At 53.1% G+C, this 14,175-nt stretch carries 14 protein-coding genes; 4 read left to right on the forward strand and 10 right to left on the reverse strand.

Going from position 1 to position 14,175, the window contains the following annotated elements; genetic code table 11:
- Positions 1-25: 25 nt before the first annotated feature.
- On the forward strand, positions 26-1,042 hold the full coding sequence (lplA, locus tag ACJHW7_RS07360; protein ID WP_021557509.1) for a lipoate--protein ligase LplA: 1,017 nt from the start codon (positions 26-28) through the stop codon (positions 1,040-1,042).
- 31 nt (positions 1,043-1,073) lie between these two features.
- Positions 1,074-1,337: a helix-turn-helix domain-containing protein gene (locus tag ACJHW7_RS07365; RefSeq protein WP_000566150.1), complete on the forward strand. Its 264-nt coding sequence runs from the start codon at positions 1,074-1,076 to the stop codon at positions 1,335-1,337.
- 83 nt (positions 1,338-1,420) lie between these two features.
- Here ACJHW7_RS07365 and deoD read toward each other — a convergent pair whose 3' ends face one another.
- The 4 genes from deoD to deoC all read right to left on the reverse strand — a co-directional run bounded on the left by deoD (position 1,421) and on the right by deoC (position 5,700).
- On the reverse strand, positions 1,421-2,140 hold the full coding sequence (gene deoD / locus ACJHW7_RS07370) for a purine-nucleoside phosphorylase (protein ID WP_000224877.1): 720 nt from the start codon (positions 2,138-2,140) through the stop codon (positions 1,421-1,423).
- 56 nt (positions 2,141-2,196) lie between these two features.
- The gene (gene deoB / locus ACJHW7_RS07375; protein ID WP_000816471.1) at positions 2,197-3,420 is read right to left on the reverse strand and encodes a phosphopentomutase; all 1,224 of its coding nucleotides are present in this window, start codon (positions 3,418-3,420) and stop codon (positions 2,197-2,199) included.
- Positions 3,421-3,471: 51 nt separating this feature from the next.
- Entirely contained in the window at positions 3,472-4,794 is a 1,323-nt protein-coding gene (gene deoA, locus ACJHW7_RS07380) for a thymidine phosphorylase (protein WP_000477811.1), read from the reverse strand.
- 126 nt (positions 4,795-4,920) lie between these two features.
- Positions 4,921-5,700 (reverse strand): deoxyribose-phosphate aldolase, encoded by a 780-nt coding sequence (gene deoC / locus ACJHW7_RS07385; protein ID WP_001298497.1) that lies wholly within the window; start codon positions 5,698-5,700, stop codon positions 4,921-4,923.
- Positions 5,701-5,957: 257 nt separating this feature from the next.
- Here deoC and ACJHW7_RS07390 point away from each other — a divergent pair, with 257 nt between their 5' ends.
- Positions 5,958-7,508 (forward strand): YjjI family glycine radical enzyme, encoded by a 1,551-nt coding sequence (locus tag ACJHW7_RS07390; RefSeq protein ID WP_001143253.1) that lies wholly within the window; start codon positions 5,958-5,960, stop codon positions 7,506-7,508.
- Positions 7,480-8,343: a YjjW family glycine radical enzyme activase gene (locus tag ACJHW7_RS07395; RefSeq protein WP_021557508.1), complete on the forward strand. Its 864-nt coding sequence runs from the start codon at positions 7,480-7,482 to the stop codon at positions 8,341-8,343. Before ACJHW7_RS07390 ends, ACJHW7_RS07395 begins: the two co-directional genes overlap by 29 nt.
- Before the next feature lie 213 nt (positions 8,344-8,556).
- On the opposite strand, the gene ACJHW7_RS07400 is transcribed toward ACJHW7_RS07395, so the two are convergent.
- The 6 genes from ACJHW7_RS07400 to yjjG form a co-directional block, all read right to left on the reverse strand.
- Positions 8,557-9,339: a metal-dependent hydrolase gene (locus ACJHW7_RS07400; protein WP_001564413.1), complete on the reverse strand. Its 783-nt coding sequence runs from the start codon at positions 9,337-9,339 to the stop codon at positions 8,557-8,559.
- A complete protein-coding gene (locus tag ACJHW7_RS07405) occupies positions 9,336-10,409 on the reverse strand; it encodes a patatin family protein (RefSeq protein WP_001299799.1) in 1,074 nt (357 codons plus the stop codon). The genes ACJHW7_RS07400 and ACJHW7_RS07405 overlap by 4 nt, the downstream gene beginning before the upstream one ends.
- 121 nt (positions 10,410-10,530) lie before the next feature.
- Positions 10,531-10,692, reverse strand: a complete 162-nt coding sequence (locus ACJHW7_RS07410) for a DUF1328 domain-containing protein (RefSeq protein ID WP_000490275.1) — start codon at positions 10,690-10,692, stop codon at positions 10,531-10,533.
- A 126-nt stretch (positions 10,693-10,818) separates the two neighbouring features.
- Positions 10,819-11,424 (reverse strand): molecular chaperone OsmY, encoded by a 606-nt coding sequence (gene osmY / locus ACJHW7_RS07415; protein ID WP_001295748.1) that lies wholly within the window; start codon positions 11,422-11,424, stop codon positions 10,819-10,821.
- Between the two features lie 392 nt (positions 11,425-11,816).
- On the reverse strand, positions 11,817-13,406 hold the full coding sequence (prfC, locus tag ACJHW7_RS07420; protein WP_000175940.1) for a peptide chain release factor 3: 1,590 nt from the start codon (positions 13,404-13,406) through the stop codon (positions 11,817-11,819).
- Between the two features lie 90 nt (positions 13,407-13,496).
- Positions 13,497-14,174, reverse strand: a complete 678-nt coding sequence (gene yjjG, locus ACJHW7_RS07425) for a pyrimidine 5'-nucleotidase (protein WP_000870710.1) — start codon at positions 14,172-14,174, stop codon at positions 13,497-13,499.
- Position 14,175: the final 1 nt, after the last annotated feature.

Raw genomic sequence — 14,175 nt, forward strand, 5'->3', positions numbered from 1 at the left:
CATTACTACAAGAAAGGAAATCGTTATGTCCACATTACGCCTGCTCATCTCTGACTCTTACGACCCGTGGTTTAACCTGGCGGTGGAAGAGTGTATTTTTCGCCAAATGCCCGCCACGCAGCGCGTTCTGTTTCTCTGGCGCAATGCCGACACGGTAGTAATTGGTCGCGCGCAGAACCCGTGGAAAGAGTGTAATACCCGGCGGATGGAAGAAGATAACGTCCGCCTGGCGCGGCGCAGTAGCGGTGGCGGCGCGGTGTTCCACGATCTCGGCAATACCTGTTTTACCTTTATGGCTGGCAAGCCGGAGTACGATAAAACCATCTCCACGTCGATTGTGCTCAATGCTCTGAACGCGCTCGGCGTCAGCGCCGAAGCGTCCGGACGTAACGATCTGGTGGTGAAAACCGCCGAAGGCGACCGCAAAGTCTCAGGATCGGCCTATCGCGAAACCAAAGATCGTGGCTTCCACCACGGCACCTTGCTGCTCAATGCCGACCTCAGCCGCCTGGCAAACTATCTCAATCCGGATAAAAAGAAACTGGCGGCGAAAGGCATTACCTCAGTGCGTTCCCGCGTGACCAACCTCACCGAGCTGTTGCCGGGGATCACCCATGAGCAGGTTTGCGAGGCCATAACCAAGGCCTTTTTCGCCCATTATGGCGAGCGTGTAGAAGCGGAAATCATCTCCCCAGACAAAACGCCAGACTTGCCAAACTTCGCCGAAACCTTTGCCCGTCAGAGTAGCTGGGAATGGAACTTCGGTCAGGCTCCGGCATTCTCGCATCTGCTGGATGAACGCTTTACCTGGGGCGGCGTGGAACTGCATTTCGACGTTGAAAAAGGCCATATCACCCGCGCCCAGGTGTTTACCGACAGCCTCAACCCCGCGCCGCTGGAAGCCCTCGCCGGACGACTCCAAGGCTGCCTGTACCGCGCAGATATGCTGCAACAGGAGTGCGAAGCGCTGTTGGTTGACTTCCCGGAACAGGAAAAAGAGCTACGGGAGTTATCGGCATGGATGGCTGGGGCGGTAAGGTAACTCGCTGATTAAAATATCCAAGGAAGGAAATATGATCGATCTGGAAAACCAGGAACGGGAGATTATCAATTTAATGTTCAGCCAGCGTATTTCCTGGCTAGCCGCCGTGCGTATCAGGCATAAATTATCGCTTGCTGAAGTAAGTAAAATGTTAGGTATCTCGATTAATTCTCTAAAACAGATCGAAAAGACGGAACGGCTTAGCTCAAACATCAAAAGCAAAATGGCAGAAATTTATGGTTGTCCACCAGAGTTGCTGATATGCCCTTCCTGGATGACGGCTGAACATAAATGAATAGATTCGTGAATAGATACTAAAAAGCCGGAGCAGTCCCCCACTCCGGCTTAACACGACAATCGCCTTGCAGCGAAACACAATTACTCTTTATCGCCCAGCAGAACGGATTCCAGTGCGATTTTGATCATGTCGTTGAAGGTGGTCTGACGCTCAGCGGCAGTGGTCTGCTCGTGAGTGCGGATGTGGTCAGACACGGTGCAGATGGTCAGGGCTTTCGCGCCAAATTCTGCAGCGACGCCGTAGATACCAGCCGCTTCCATTTCCACGCCGAGGATGCCGTATTTTTCCATCACGTCGAACATTTCGCCGTCCGGAGAGTAGAACAGGTCAGCGGAGAACAGGTTACCCACGCGAGCATCAATGCCCAGTGCTTTAGCTGCATCTACTGCGTTACGCACCATGTCGAAGTCAGCGATAGCTGCGAAGTCATGGTCTTTAAAGCGGATACGGTTAACTTTGGAATCGGTGCAGGCACCCATACCAATCACCACGTCACGCAGTTTTACGTGCGGCAGAACAGCGCCACAGGAACCAACGCGGATAATTTTCTTCACGCCGAAATCGGTGATCAGTTCTTTGGTGTAGATGGAGCAGGACGGGATACCCATACCGTGACCCATTACGGAAATTTTGCGGCCTTTGTAAGTACCAGTGAAGCCCAGCATACCGCGTACGTTGTTCACTTCACGGGCATCTTCAAGGAAAGTTTCAGCAATATACTTCGCACGCAGCGGGTCGCCTGGCATCAAAACTACGTCAGCGAAATCGCCCATTTCTGCATTAATGTGTGGGGTAGCCATTGTTTTATCCTTTTTGTGACATAACAAAGGCGGAGTCAACGCTCCGCCCAAATCCATCAGAACATGGCTTTGCCATATTCCATATCAGAAGTACCAAAATATTTTGCCAGAGTCTGGCCGATATCCGCGAAGGTTTCACGGTGACCCAGTGAGCCCGGTTTTACTTTCGGGCCGTAAACCAGTACCGGAATGTGTTCACGCGTGTGGTCAGTACCGGTCCAGGTCGGATCACAGCCGTGGTCAGCGGTAAGGATCAGGATGTCGTCATCGCGCAGCAGAGACATCAGCTCCGGCAGACGGCGGTCGAACAGTTCCAGACCCGCAGCATAACCGGCGACGTCGCGACGGTGGCCCCAGGAAGAGTCGAAGTCAACGAAGTTGGTGAAGACGATGGTGTTATCACCCGCTTCTTTCATCTCTTTGATGGTGGCGTCAAACAGCGCGTCCAGGCCAGTCGCTTTCACTTTTTTGGTGATACCGCAGTTGGCGTAGATGTCCGCAATTTTACCGACAGAAACCACCTGGCCGTGTTTTTCATCAACCAGTTTCTGCAGCACGGTCGGTGCTGGCGGCTCAACAGCCAGGTCGTGACGGTTACCGGTACGCTGGAAGTTACCGGCTTTGTCGCCGATAAACGGACGAGCGATAACACGACCGATATTGTAGCCGCCGTTGGTCAGCTCTTCACGGGCGATTTCGCACAGTTCGTAGAGTTTATCCAGACCGAAAGTTTCTTCATGACAGGCAATCTGGAACACGGAGTCAGCGGAGGTATAGAAAATCGGCTTGCCGGTTTTCATGTGCTCTTCGCCCAGTTGATCCAGAATGACCGTACCGGAAGAGTGGCAGTTACCGAGGTAACCCGGCAGATTAGCGCGTTCGACCAGTTTATCCAGCAGCTCTTGCGGGAAGCTGTTTTCGTGATCGGAGAAATATCCCCACTCAAACAGAACCGGGACACCGGCGATTTCCCAGTGACCAGACGGGGTATCTTTACCGGATGACATTTCGTGCGCCCATGCGTACGCGCCGATAACTTCAGCGTTGCCGTCCATTCCCGCCGGAATGAAACCGGTAGAACCTTCGTGTGCTTTCGCCAGCCCCAGACGGGTCAGATTTGGCAGATTGAGCGGGCCTTTACGACCGTTATCAGCTTCGCCTTTGGCACAAGCTTCAGCGATATGACCCAGGGTGTCAGCCCCGACGTCACCAAAGCGTTCTGCATCTTCTGTAGCGCCGATGCCGAATGAGTCCAGCACCATAATAAATGCACGTTTCATATGTTCTCCGTACTCAGTGCTTCAAATTTAAATGATCAGATCAGTATACCGTTATTCGCTGATACGGCGATAGACAGTTGGTGTGCTTTCCGGTGCTTTATCGGCAAGTTTAATTGCCGCTTTCACCGCTTTCGCCGCTTCCTGCCAGCTGTTTTCGTCTTTCGCGTGGATAACCGCCAGCGGACGCTGACCGTCTACCTGGTCGCCCAGACGTGCCATATCAGTAAAGCCGACGCTGTAATCGATGGTGTCAGATGCCTGACGGCGTCCGCCGCCCATTGCAACCACTGCCATCCCCAGCGCGCGGGTATCCATTTCACTGACAAAACCTTCGGTATCAGCATAGACTGCTTTCGTCAGCATCGCTGTCGGCAGATACTTCGCGTAGTTCTCAACGAAGTCGGTCGGGCCTTTTTGTGCCGCTACCATACGACCAAAGACTTCTGCCGCTTTACCGTTGTCCAGCACCGCCTGCAATTTCGCGCGCGCTTCGGCGTCATCTTTCGCCAGTTTGCCGGAGATCAGCATCTCCACACACAGCGCCATCGTGACATCAAACAGACGCGGGTTACGATATTCACCCGTCAGGAACTGCACCGCTTCACGAACTTCAACCGCGTTACCTGCACTGGAGGCCAGTACCTGATTCATGTCGGTGAGCAGCGCGGTGGTGCGCACGCCAGCGCCGTTAGCCACGCCAACAATCGCTTCGGCAAGGGCTTCAGAGAGTTCGTAGGTCGGCATAAACGCGCCGCTACCCACTTTCACGTCCATCACCAGCGCGTCCAGACCTTCCGCCAGTTTCTTCGCCAGGATCGAGGCAGTGATCAGCGGGATGGAGTCCACGGTTGCGGTAATATCGCGGGTCGCGTAGAAACGTTTATCTGCCGGAGCCAGTGAGCTGGTCTGGCCAATAATCGCCACACCGACGTCTTTAATAATTTCGCGGAAACGGTTGTCATCCGGGAAAATGTCGAAGCCAGGGATGGATTCCAGTTTGTCGAGCGTACCGCCAGTATGACCGAGGCCACGACCGGAGATCATCGGAATATAGCCGCCGCAGGCTGCGACCATCGGCCCCAACATCAGCGAAGTGACATCGCCGACGCCACCGGTGGAGTGTTTATCAACAATCGGTCCATTCAGATGCAGGCTTTTCCAGTCGAGAACGGTTCCTGAATCTCGCATCGCCATGGTCAGCGAGACACGCTCAGGCATTGTCATATCGTGGAAGAAAATGGTCATCGCGAGGGCGGCAATCTGCCCTTCGGAGATAGTGTTGTCGCGAATACCGTTGATAAAGAAACGAATTTCTTCATCGCTCAGCGCATGACCATCACGTTTTTTACGAATAATTTCTTGTGCGAGAAACAAGGTAACCTCCCGAGGAAAAGAGTATGAGGCGGCTTTTGCCGGATGCGTCTACGCCTTATCCGGCCTACGGGTAGATACGTCTCGTAGGCCTGATAAGCGCAGCGCATCAGGCGTAAAGCATCTTACTTAGTAGCTGCTGGCGCTCTTACCGTCGCCGTGGCCCAGCGCTTTCAGCAGGCTTGCCAGCAGGCTGGAAGCGCCAAAGCGGTAGTGACGCGCATCAGCCCAGTCAGCACCGAACAGTTCATCTGCGATGGCGAGATATTTCTGCGCATCTTCCGCAGTACGCACGCCGCCCGCCGGTTTGAAACCAACGGTTTTTTCTACGCCCATATCACGGATCACTTCCATCATGATGCGCGCGCTTTCCGGCGTCGCGTTCACAGCCACTTTACCGGTAGAGGTTTTGATGAAGTCCGCACCCGCTTTGATGGAGATTTCAGACGCTTTACGGATCAGCGCTTCGTCTTTCAGTTCGCCGGTTTCGATGATCACTTTCAGCAGTACATTCGCTGCCGCGCAAGCCTCTTTACAGGCTTTCACCAGGTCAAAACCAACCTGCTCGTTACCCGCCATCAGCGCGCGGTACGGGAACACAACGTCAACTTCATCAGCACCGTAGGCGATTGCCGCACGGGTTTCTGCCAGTGCGATGTCGATGTCGTCGTTACCGTGTGGGAAGTTGGTTACCGTAGCAATACGGATTTCCGGGGTGCCCTGCTCTTTCAGTGTTTTGCGAGCAATCGGGATAAAGCGAGGATAGATACAGATAGCGGCGGTATTGCCGACCGGAGTTTTGGCCTGATGACACAGAGCAATTACTTTCTCGTCGGTGTCGTCGTCATTCAGGGTGGTCAGGTCCATCAATTTCAGTGCACGCAGGCTGCTTGCTTTCAGATCAGTCATTTCATTCTCCTGGCTTGTCGCCAATAAAATTCACCTTGCGAGTTTGTTAGTATTCTAACATCTACTCCGCAACACACTTCGATATACATCACAATTAAGGAAATCTACTTACAAGTTTGCATCACTATAATGCGATCTGGTTCAAATAATTCACTTTCAAATGAATGCGTCAGTGGTGGCAAACGCATCAGGATCAAAGTGAACATCACGAAACTTCTTACAATGGCGCATCACCTTCGGCATAAAAGGAAAAGAAGATGCCCACTTCTCATGAAAATGCACTGCAACAACGTTGCCAGCAAATTGTCACCAGCCCAGTGCTTAGCCCGGAGCAGAAGCGCCATTTTCTGGCACTGGAAGCAGAAAACAATCTGCCTTACCCACAGCTTCCTGCCGAAGCCCGCCGCGCGCTGGATGAAGGTGTAATCTGCGATATGTTTGAAGGTCATGCGCCGTACAAACCGCGCTATGTCTTACCCGATTACGCCCGTTTTCTGGCGAACGGTTCCGAATGGCTGGAGCTGGAAGGCGCGAAAGATCTTGATGACGCACTCTCTCTGCTGACCATTCTTTACCACCACGTACCGTCGGTCACATCGATGCCGGTCTACCTGGGGCAACTGGATGCGTTGTTGCAACCGTATGTTAGAATTCTAACACAAGACGAGATCGATGTTCGAATAAAACGTTTCTGGCGTTACCTCGACAGAACCCTGCCAGACGCCTTTATGCACGCCAATATCGGCCCGTCTGATTCGCCCATTACCCGCGCGATCTTACGTGCAGACGCAGAGTTGAAGCAGGTTTCACCGAACCTGACCTTTATCTACGATCCTGAAATCACCCCTGATGACCTGCTGCTGGAAGTGGCGAAGAACATCTGTGAATGTAGCAAACCGCACATCGCCAACGGTCCGGTGCATGATAAAATTTTCACAAAAGGGGGCTACGGGATTGTGAGCTGTTACAACTCACTGCCGCTGGCGGGTGGTGGCAGCACGCTGGTACGCCTTAACCTGAAAGCCATTGCCGAGCGCAGCGAATCGCTGGATGACTTCTTTACGCGCACTCTACCGCACTACTGCCAGCAGCAGATCGCCATCATCGATGCGCGGTGTGAATTCCTCTATCAACAATCACACTTCTTTGAGAATAGCTTCCTGGTGAAAGAAGGGCTGATTAACCCTGAACGTTTTGTGCCAATGTTTGGCATGTATGGGCTGGCGGAAGCGGTTAACTTGCTGTGTGAGAAAGAAGGGATTGCCGCGCGCTACGGTAAAGAAGCCGCCGCAAATGAAGTGGGTTATCGCATCAGCGCGCAACTGGCGGAGTTTGTCGCCAATACCCCCGTGAAATATGGCTGGCAAAAACGCGCCATGTTACACGCACAGTCGGGGATCAGTTCCGATATCGGCACCACGCCGGGCGCGCGTTTGCCGTATGGCGATGAGCCAGATCCGATCACCCATCTGCAAACTGTCGCCCCGCATCATGCTTATTATTATTCCGGCATCAGCGACATTCTGACGCTCGACGAAACCATCAAACGTAATCCGCAGGCGCTGGTACAGCTTTGCCTCGGTGCCTTTAAAGCCGGAATGCGTGAATTTACCGCCAATGTCAGCGGTAACGATCTGGTTCGCGTTACCGGTTATATGGTGCGTTTGTCGGATTTAGAAAAATATCGCGCCGAAGGTTCACGCACCAACACCACCTGGCTGGGCGAAGAAGCCGCACGCAACACTCGTATTCTGGAACGCCAGCCGCGCGTGATAAGCCATGAACAGCAGATGCGCTTTAGTCAGTAAGATTATCCCCTTCTCCTGCGTTGACGGGCCAGGCAGTCGTCTGGCTCTGTTTTTGCAGGGCTGCAATCTGCGCTGCAAAAACTGTCACAATCCGTGGACGATGGGACGTTGCAATGACTGTGGGGAGTGCGTGCCACAGTGTCCGCATCAGGCGTTGCAGATTGTTGACGGCAAAGTGGTGTGGAACGCTGTGGTCTGCGAGCAATGTGATACCTGCCTGAAGAGGTGTCCGCAACATGCCACACCAATGGCGCAATCCATGAGCGTGGAGGAGGTGCTTAGCCATGTGCGCAAAGCGGTGCTGTTTATTGAAGGGATAACGGTAAGCGGCGGCGAAGCCACGACCCAACTGCCGTTTGTAGTGGCGCTGTTTACTGCCATCAAAAACGATCCGCAACTGTGCCATCTCACCTGCCTCGTGGACAGTAACGGTATGTTGAGCGAAACCGGCTGGGAAAAATTGCTCCCGGTGTGCGACGGCGCAATGCTCGATCTCAAAGCGTGGGGGAGCGAATGTCATCAACAATTAACCGGACGCGATAATCAGCAGATTAAGCGCAGCATCTGTTTGCTGGCAGAGCGCGGCAAGCTGGCGGAACTGCGTTTGCTGGTAATCCCTGGCCAGGTGGATTATTTGCAACACATCGAAGAACTGGCGGTGTTTATCAAGGGACTTGGCGATGTTCCGGTACGCCTGAACGCGTTTCATGCCCACGGCGTGTATGGCGAGGCGCAAAGCTGGGCGAGCGCCACGCCGGAAGACGTTGAGCCGTTGGCTGATGCGTTACGGGAGCGCGGGGTGAGCCGGTTAATATTTCCGGCGCTGTATTTGTGACATGCCGGATACGGCCTACGGTTCGGCACAGACTTGTAGGCCTGATAAGACGCGTCAAGCGTCGCATCAGGCATTGTGCGCCAACTGCCGGATGCGGCGTGAACGCCTTATCCGGCCTACGGTTCGGCACAAACCTGTAGGCATGATAAGACGCGTTAAGCGTCGCATCAGGCATTATGCGCCGACTGCCGGATGCTGCCTACGAAGGGCAAACTACCCACGAACGTTAAACACCGCATACGTGTTATTAAGCAACACTTCGGCAATCTCATTCACCGGTTCCCGGCGCAACTCGCAAAGCACGGCAAACACACGGGCAGCCTGTTCCGGGCGGTTAGGCTGCCCCTGAAAACCGTTGAGCGGCATATCCGGCGCATCGGTTTCCAGCAACAACGATGCCAGCGGTAATTTTGCGATGACATCGCGGGTTTTACTGGCGCGTGGATAGGTGATAGTACCGCCTACGCCGATTTTGTAGCCCAGCTGTACAAACCGCTCGGCCTGTTGCAGGCTGCCGGAAAAACCGTGAACCACGCCAGTGCGCGATAAATCGTGGCGTTTAAGATGCATCGCCAGTTTGTCGTGTGTGCGCCGTGAATGCAGGATCACCGGCAGATCGTAGCGTTTCGCCAGTTTCAGTTGTTCGTCGAGTAACCACTGCTGCCTCTCAAATTGCGGATCGTCGCCAAAGAGATCCAGACCGATCTCCCCCACCGCCACCACCTTCGCCGGACGCCTTTCCAGCGCCTGCTGTAGCTGCTCAAGAGACACATCGCTATGTTTTTCCAACATACCAGGATGCAAGCCCAATGCGGCATACAGCGGTTGATAATTTTCCGCTAACGCCTGCACGCGGGCAAAATTTGCCGCCTCGGTTGCCGGAACAATGATCTTGCCTACGCCCGCTTGTGCCGCGCGTTGCAGGCTAGCCTCTTCATCACCGCTAAACGGCGGAAAATCAAAATGGCAGTGAGTGTCGATAAAACGGCAAATCAAGCCAGATCCTCATTGTTAAATGTCGGGTCGTTCGCCTGCGGAGCGTCGCTCACTTCGGCAACCAGTGTATCGTTGGCGACTGGCGCAGGCGGAATGACAATCGATTCCGGCGTCACCACTGGCACCAGATGGCGGGTAAGCGGCGCTTTTTCAGTTAATAGCTTGCCAACCGTGGCGAGGAAATAACGACCGCATAAACGCCCAAGTTTATAGTCTTCGCGCAGCGCCGGAATCCGACTGCCAAGCGCGATACTATGTAATGGCTTCGGCGGATAAATTTCGAATATCCGCAGCTTGCCCGGTGGTTTCTCAATAAATTGCTGAATGTCACGATAGCTGGTTTCATGATGCTGTACCAGATTGACCAGCGGTTGCAGGCTACTGTCGCCCAGCCAGCGTTCCATGCGTTTAAACCACTGCGGCGTATAGTACATTTGCGACGGCACAGTGCGGATGACGACCAACGTTTTAGCGCCCTGCCTTGCCGCCTCTTTAACCGGAATCGCATCACTGATCCCGCCATCCAGGTAGTTAATGCCTTCCAGCGACACTCCGCTACGATAAAAGCCAGGTATCGCACTGGAGGCGCGAATCACATCCAGCCAGTTTTGTTTGGTTGGTAAAAAGTAATTCGGCGCGTAGTCATCCTGACGACAGGCGCACATATAAAACGATTTGCCGCTGTCAAACAACCGCGCGGCGGTATCCATTTGCAACGGCATCTGGCTTGCAGTGGCCTCCACCAGCCAGTCGAGATCGATAAGATTTCCTCCACGGACAAAGCGCAATGGATCGAAAAATTCGCGTTTTGTGGTATAGCGCATGATGACTTTGCGCGCGTAACCGGGCTGATTGCAGATAAACGCCGAGAGGTTCTGCGCCCCGGCAGATGTGCCGAGATAAAGATCGAAAGGATTAAACTGCGCGCGCATAAACTCATCCAGCACGCCAGCCGTGAAAATTCCACGCTGCCCGCCGCCTTCGCACACCAGAGCTATTCGTCCAGGCTGGAACGGCCTTAGCGACAACGGCGCAATATTACCAAGCGTTACAGGTATTCGCTGCCCCACTTCTGCCTTCCTGTTTTTGTTGTGAAAGAAAGACAAAGTAACGCAATTTATTATTCGCTAAAACCGCAAAAGCCAGTCCGCTGGACTGGCTTTGGATAAAATTTTCTTAATGGTCTGAAATCTAGGGTCGTTTTCGGCCCATGAACAAACTCACCAGGAACAGAATAATCCCGACGACAAAGACAATTTTAGCTGCGCCTGCAGCGGTACCGGCCAGACCACCAAACCCAAGTGCGGCGGCGATTAACGCGATAACCAGAAATATGATGCCCCAACGAAACATAAGCGTCTCCTTTACCATAGTTAATGTCACCGCTTGATATGAGCGTGAAAATCACTCAATGCGATATTTTTAGTGTGGTGCACATCGCGCCTCCCGACAAAGTTCGGGAGGACGAATTACGACGAATTACTTAGTTTTCAGATCATTTTTAACGCTTTTCACACCATCTACCGCTTTGGCGATACTTTCAGCACGGTCACTTTGTGCCTGAGAATCTACGGTACCGGAGAGCTGAACCACGCCATCGGTGGTTTCAACTTTCACATGACGGGAAGGGACGATATCGTCCGCCAGCAGTTTGGCTTTGATTTCACTGGTGGTGGCAGTGTCACCTGCGTAGCCCTTCACAGAGCCTTCTTTAGCGTCGCGAACGTGCAGTTTGTCACTGACAGAGGTCACGCCTTCAACGCCTTTCGCCACTTTCACTGCCTCTTCGGCCTGGGCCTGACTTTCAACGAAACCGCTCAGGGTCACGACTTTTTGATCGGTTTTGACAGAGATATCGGTGCTCTTGATGTTGTCATGATCCACCAGCGCCGCCTTCACTTTCGCGGTGATGGCGCTGTCATCCATGAAATTACCGACTTTATTCATAGAGCTATCGACTTTTTGCCCTGCGCTTTCATTGGTAGTTTGTGCGTTGTTTTCCGCGTAGGCAGAGCCGGTCGCGACGGCAGAGGTCAACATTACAGCCAGCAGAGTTTTCGAAATCTTCAGTCTTGTCATAGTCATCGATTTATTCCTGTATGTTTGCTCGTAATTTGAGCCTGGCAACACGAGGTTGCATTGCTGAATAGGGAGAGACTTCACCCTCTACAGAAGTCAATGGTCGCCATCACAAAAGCGATGAGTGATGAATAACGACCATTACAGCCTCTGAGTCAGTTATTAATATCGGTAGAATGACAATCGACGGCTTTAGATACTGATATCTACGCATTGAACGGTATTTAACGCCGTCAGAAATGTCATCACTTTGTTAAATATAGATCACAATTTTGAAACCGCTCGGGATATCAGCGAAAACATAAGCAAAAGTGAATGTTTTAAGAACATTCCGTAAGCGGCTAATAAGGAAGGGAAATTGACAGGGCGCAGCGGCTACCGCGCCCTGGAGGCAAGAATTAATGCTCGCGGGTCTGGTGGAACTGAACGTCCGGATAACGTTCCTGTGCCAGGCGCAGGTTGACCATGCTGGTAGCGATGTAAGCGAGGTTATCGCCGCCATCAAGCGCCAGTTGGCTTTCGTTCTTACGCTTGAACTCTTCGAATTTCTTCGCGTCTGCACATTCTACCCAGCGGGCAGTGGCAACGTTGACTGACTCATACACTGCTTCAACGTTGTATTCGCTCTTCAGGCGCGCTACCACCACATCAAACTGCAGCACACCAACTGCACCAACGATCAGATCGTTGTTGGAGATTGGACGGAACACCTGCACCGCGCCCTCTTCGGAAAGCTGTACCAGCCCTTTGAGCAGCTGTTTTTGCTTCAGCGGATCTTTCAGGCGGATACGACGGAACAGTTCTGGTGCGAAGTTCGGAATACCGGTGAACTTCATCATCTCACCCTGGGTAAAGGTGTCGCCGATCTGAATGGTGCCGTGGTTGTGCAGGCCGAGGATATCGCCCGGATACGCTTCTTCAACGTGCGAACGGTCACCCGCCATAAAGGTCAGCGCGTCGGAGATCACCACATCTTTCGCAGTGCGCACCTGGCGCAGTTTCATGCCTTTTTCATATTTACCGGACACCACACGCATAAACGCCACGCGGTCGCGGTGTTTCGGGTCCATGTTGGCCTGAATTTTAAATACGAAGCCGGTAAATTTATCTTCGCTCGCTTCTACGGTACGGGTATCGGTCTGACGCGGCATCGGCGCAGGCGCCCACTCCACCAGGCCATCCAGCATATGATCAACGCCGAAGTTACCCAGCGCAGTACCGAAGAATACCGGAGTGATTTCGCCCGCAAGGAACAGCTCTTTGTCGAACTCGTTAGACGCGCCTTTAACCAGTTCCAGTTCGTCACGCAGCTGCTGTGCCAGATCTTCACCAACCGCAGCATCGAGATCCGGGTTATTCAGCCCTTTAACAATGCGGACTTCCTGAATGGTGTGCCCTTTACCGCTCTGATAGAGATAGGTTTCATCTTTATAAAGATGGTAAACGCCTTTAAACAGCTTGCCGCAGCCAATCGGCCAGGTGATCGGCGCACAGCCGATTTTCAGCTCGTTCTCAACTTCATCGAGCAGCTCCATCGGGTCGCGGATATCACGGTCAAGTTTGTTCATAAAGGTGAGGATCGGCGTGTCGCGCAGACGGGTAACTTCCATCAGCTTGCGGGTACGATCTTCAACACCTTTTGCGGCGTCGATAACCATCAGGCAGCAGTCCACCGCCGTCAGGGTACGATAGGTATCTTCCGAGAAGTCTTCGTGCCCCGGGGTGTCGAGCAGGTTAACCAGGCAATCGTGATACGGAAACTGCATCACAGACGTAGTAATGGAGATCCCACGCTGCTTTTCCATCTCCATCCAGTCCGACTTAGCGTGCTGGTTGGAACCACGGCCTTTTACTGTACCGGCGGTCTGAATGGCCTGTCCGAACAGCAGCACCTTCTCGGTGATGGTAGTCTTACCGGCGTCCGGGTGAGAAATAATGGCAAAAGTGCGGCGCTTCGCCACCTCTTGCAAATAAGGAGACAACGTCATAATTCTTTCTTCTTGAGTAAGCGGCATCGCGCCGCGCTTGTTGAAAACGAAAAATTGCGGCTATTTTACCCATCAACGGGGGGGAGGCAATCAGTGTTTACACAGGAGCTGCTCCAGTTCGTGCAACGAAGAAACGGTCCAGGTGGGCGCGATGCCTTCTGGTTGCTCGCGATGGTGTGCATTCAGCCAGCAGGTCGCAAGCCCGGCGTTGATGCCACCGAGAATATCGGACTCGGCAGTGTCGCCAACCATCAGCACGCGTGAACGGTCAGGATTGCCCGCCTGTTCCAGCGCATAATCGAAAATTTTCTTATTTGGTTTGGCAACGCCAACTTCTTCGGAAATCACCAGCAAATCGAAGTAATCACGCAGGCCCGTGCGTTCCAGACGCACCTGTTGCAAGGCACTAAAGCCGTTGGTGATGATGCCGATTTTGGCGTTGCCACGAATGGCGTTAAGCAGAGAAACCGCGCCCGGCAGCGGCGTGCAGATTTCCGCCATCGCATTAATAAAGGCTTCGTTGAGTTTACCCGGCTCGACGTTCAGCCGTTCGGCCCAGCTCTCAAACCGCCCGTGCTGAAGCTGTAATGAAGTGATCGCGCCGTTTTGATAATCCACCCACAGTGGCTTGTTAACGGCCTGATAGTCCTGAAAATCTTCAGCGGTAAAGGTGACGCTGTAATCAAGAAACATCCGCTGCAGGCCGGTGAATGAGTCAAAGGTAAACAGCGTTTCATCGGCATCAAAGAAAATCCAGTCCCACTTCATT

This window comes from Escherichia sp. WS1152, assembly GCF_046487665.1.
Classification (GTDB): domain Bacteria; phylum Pseudomonadota; class Gammaproteobacteria; order Enterobacterales; family Enterobacteriaceae; genus Escherichia; species Escherichia coli.

Excerpts from the sequence above, each read along its gene's own strand:
- lplA (WP_021557509.1), top strand. The coding sequence starts at position 26 with ATGTCCACATTACGCCTGCTCATCTCTGACTCTTACGACCCGTGGTTT.
- ACJHW7_RS07365 (WP_000566150.1), top strand. The coding sequence starts at position 1,074 with ATGATCGATCTGGAAAACCAGGAACGGGAGATTATCAATTTAATGTTC.
- deoD (WP_000224877.1), bottom strand. The coding sequence starts at position 2,140 with ATGGCTACCCCACACATTAATGCAGAAATGGGCGATTTCGCTGACGTA.
- deoB (WP_000816471.1), bottom strand. The coding sequence starts at position 3,420 with ATGAAACGTGCATTTATTATGGTGCTGGACTCATTCGGCATCGGCGCT.
- deoC (WP_001298497.1), bottom strand. The coding sequence starts at position 5,700 with ATGACTGATCTGAAAGCAAGCAGCCTGCGTGCACTGAAATTGATGGAC.
- ACJHW7_RS07390 (WP_001143253.1), top strand. The coding sequence starts at position 5,958 with ATGCCCACTTCTCATGAAAATGCACTGCAACAACGTTGCCAGCAAATT.
- ACJHW7_RS07395 (WP_021557508.1), top strand. The coding sequence starts at position 7,480 with ATGAACAGCAGATGCGCTTTAGTCAGTAAGATTATCCCCTTCTCCTGC.
- ACJHW7_RS07410 (WP_000490275.1), bottom strand. The coding sequence starts at position 10,692 with ATGTTTCGTTGGGGCATCATATTTCTGGTTATCGCGTTAATCGCCGCC.
- osmY (WP_001295748.1), bottom strand. The coding sequence starts at position 11,424 with ATGACTATGACAAGACTGAAGATTTCGAAAACTCTGCTGGCTGTAATG.
- prfC (WP_000175940.1), bottom strand. The coding sequence starts at position 13,406 with ATGACGTTGTCTCCTTATTTGCAAGAGGTGGCGAAGCGCCGCACTTTT.
- yjjG (WP_000870710.1), bottom strand. The coding sequence starts at position 14,174 with ATGAAGTGGGACTGGATTTTCTTTGATGCCGATGAAACGCTGTTTACC.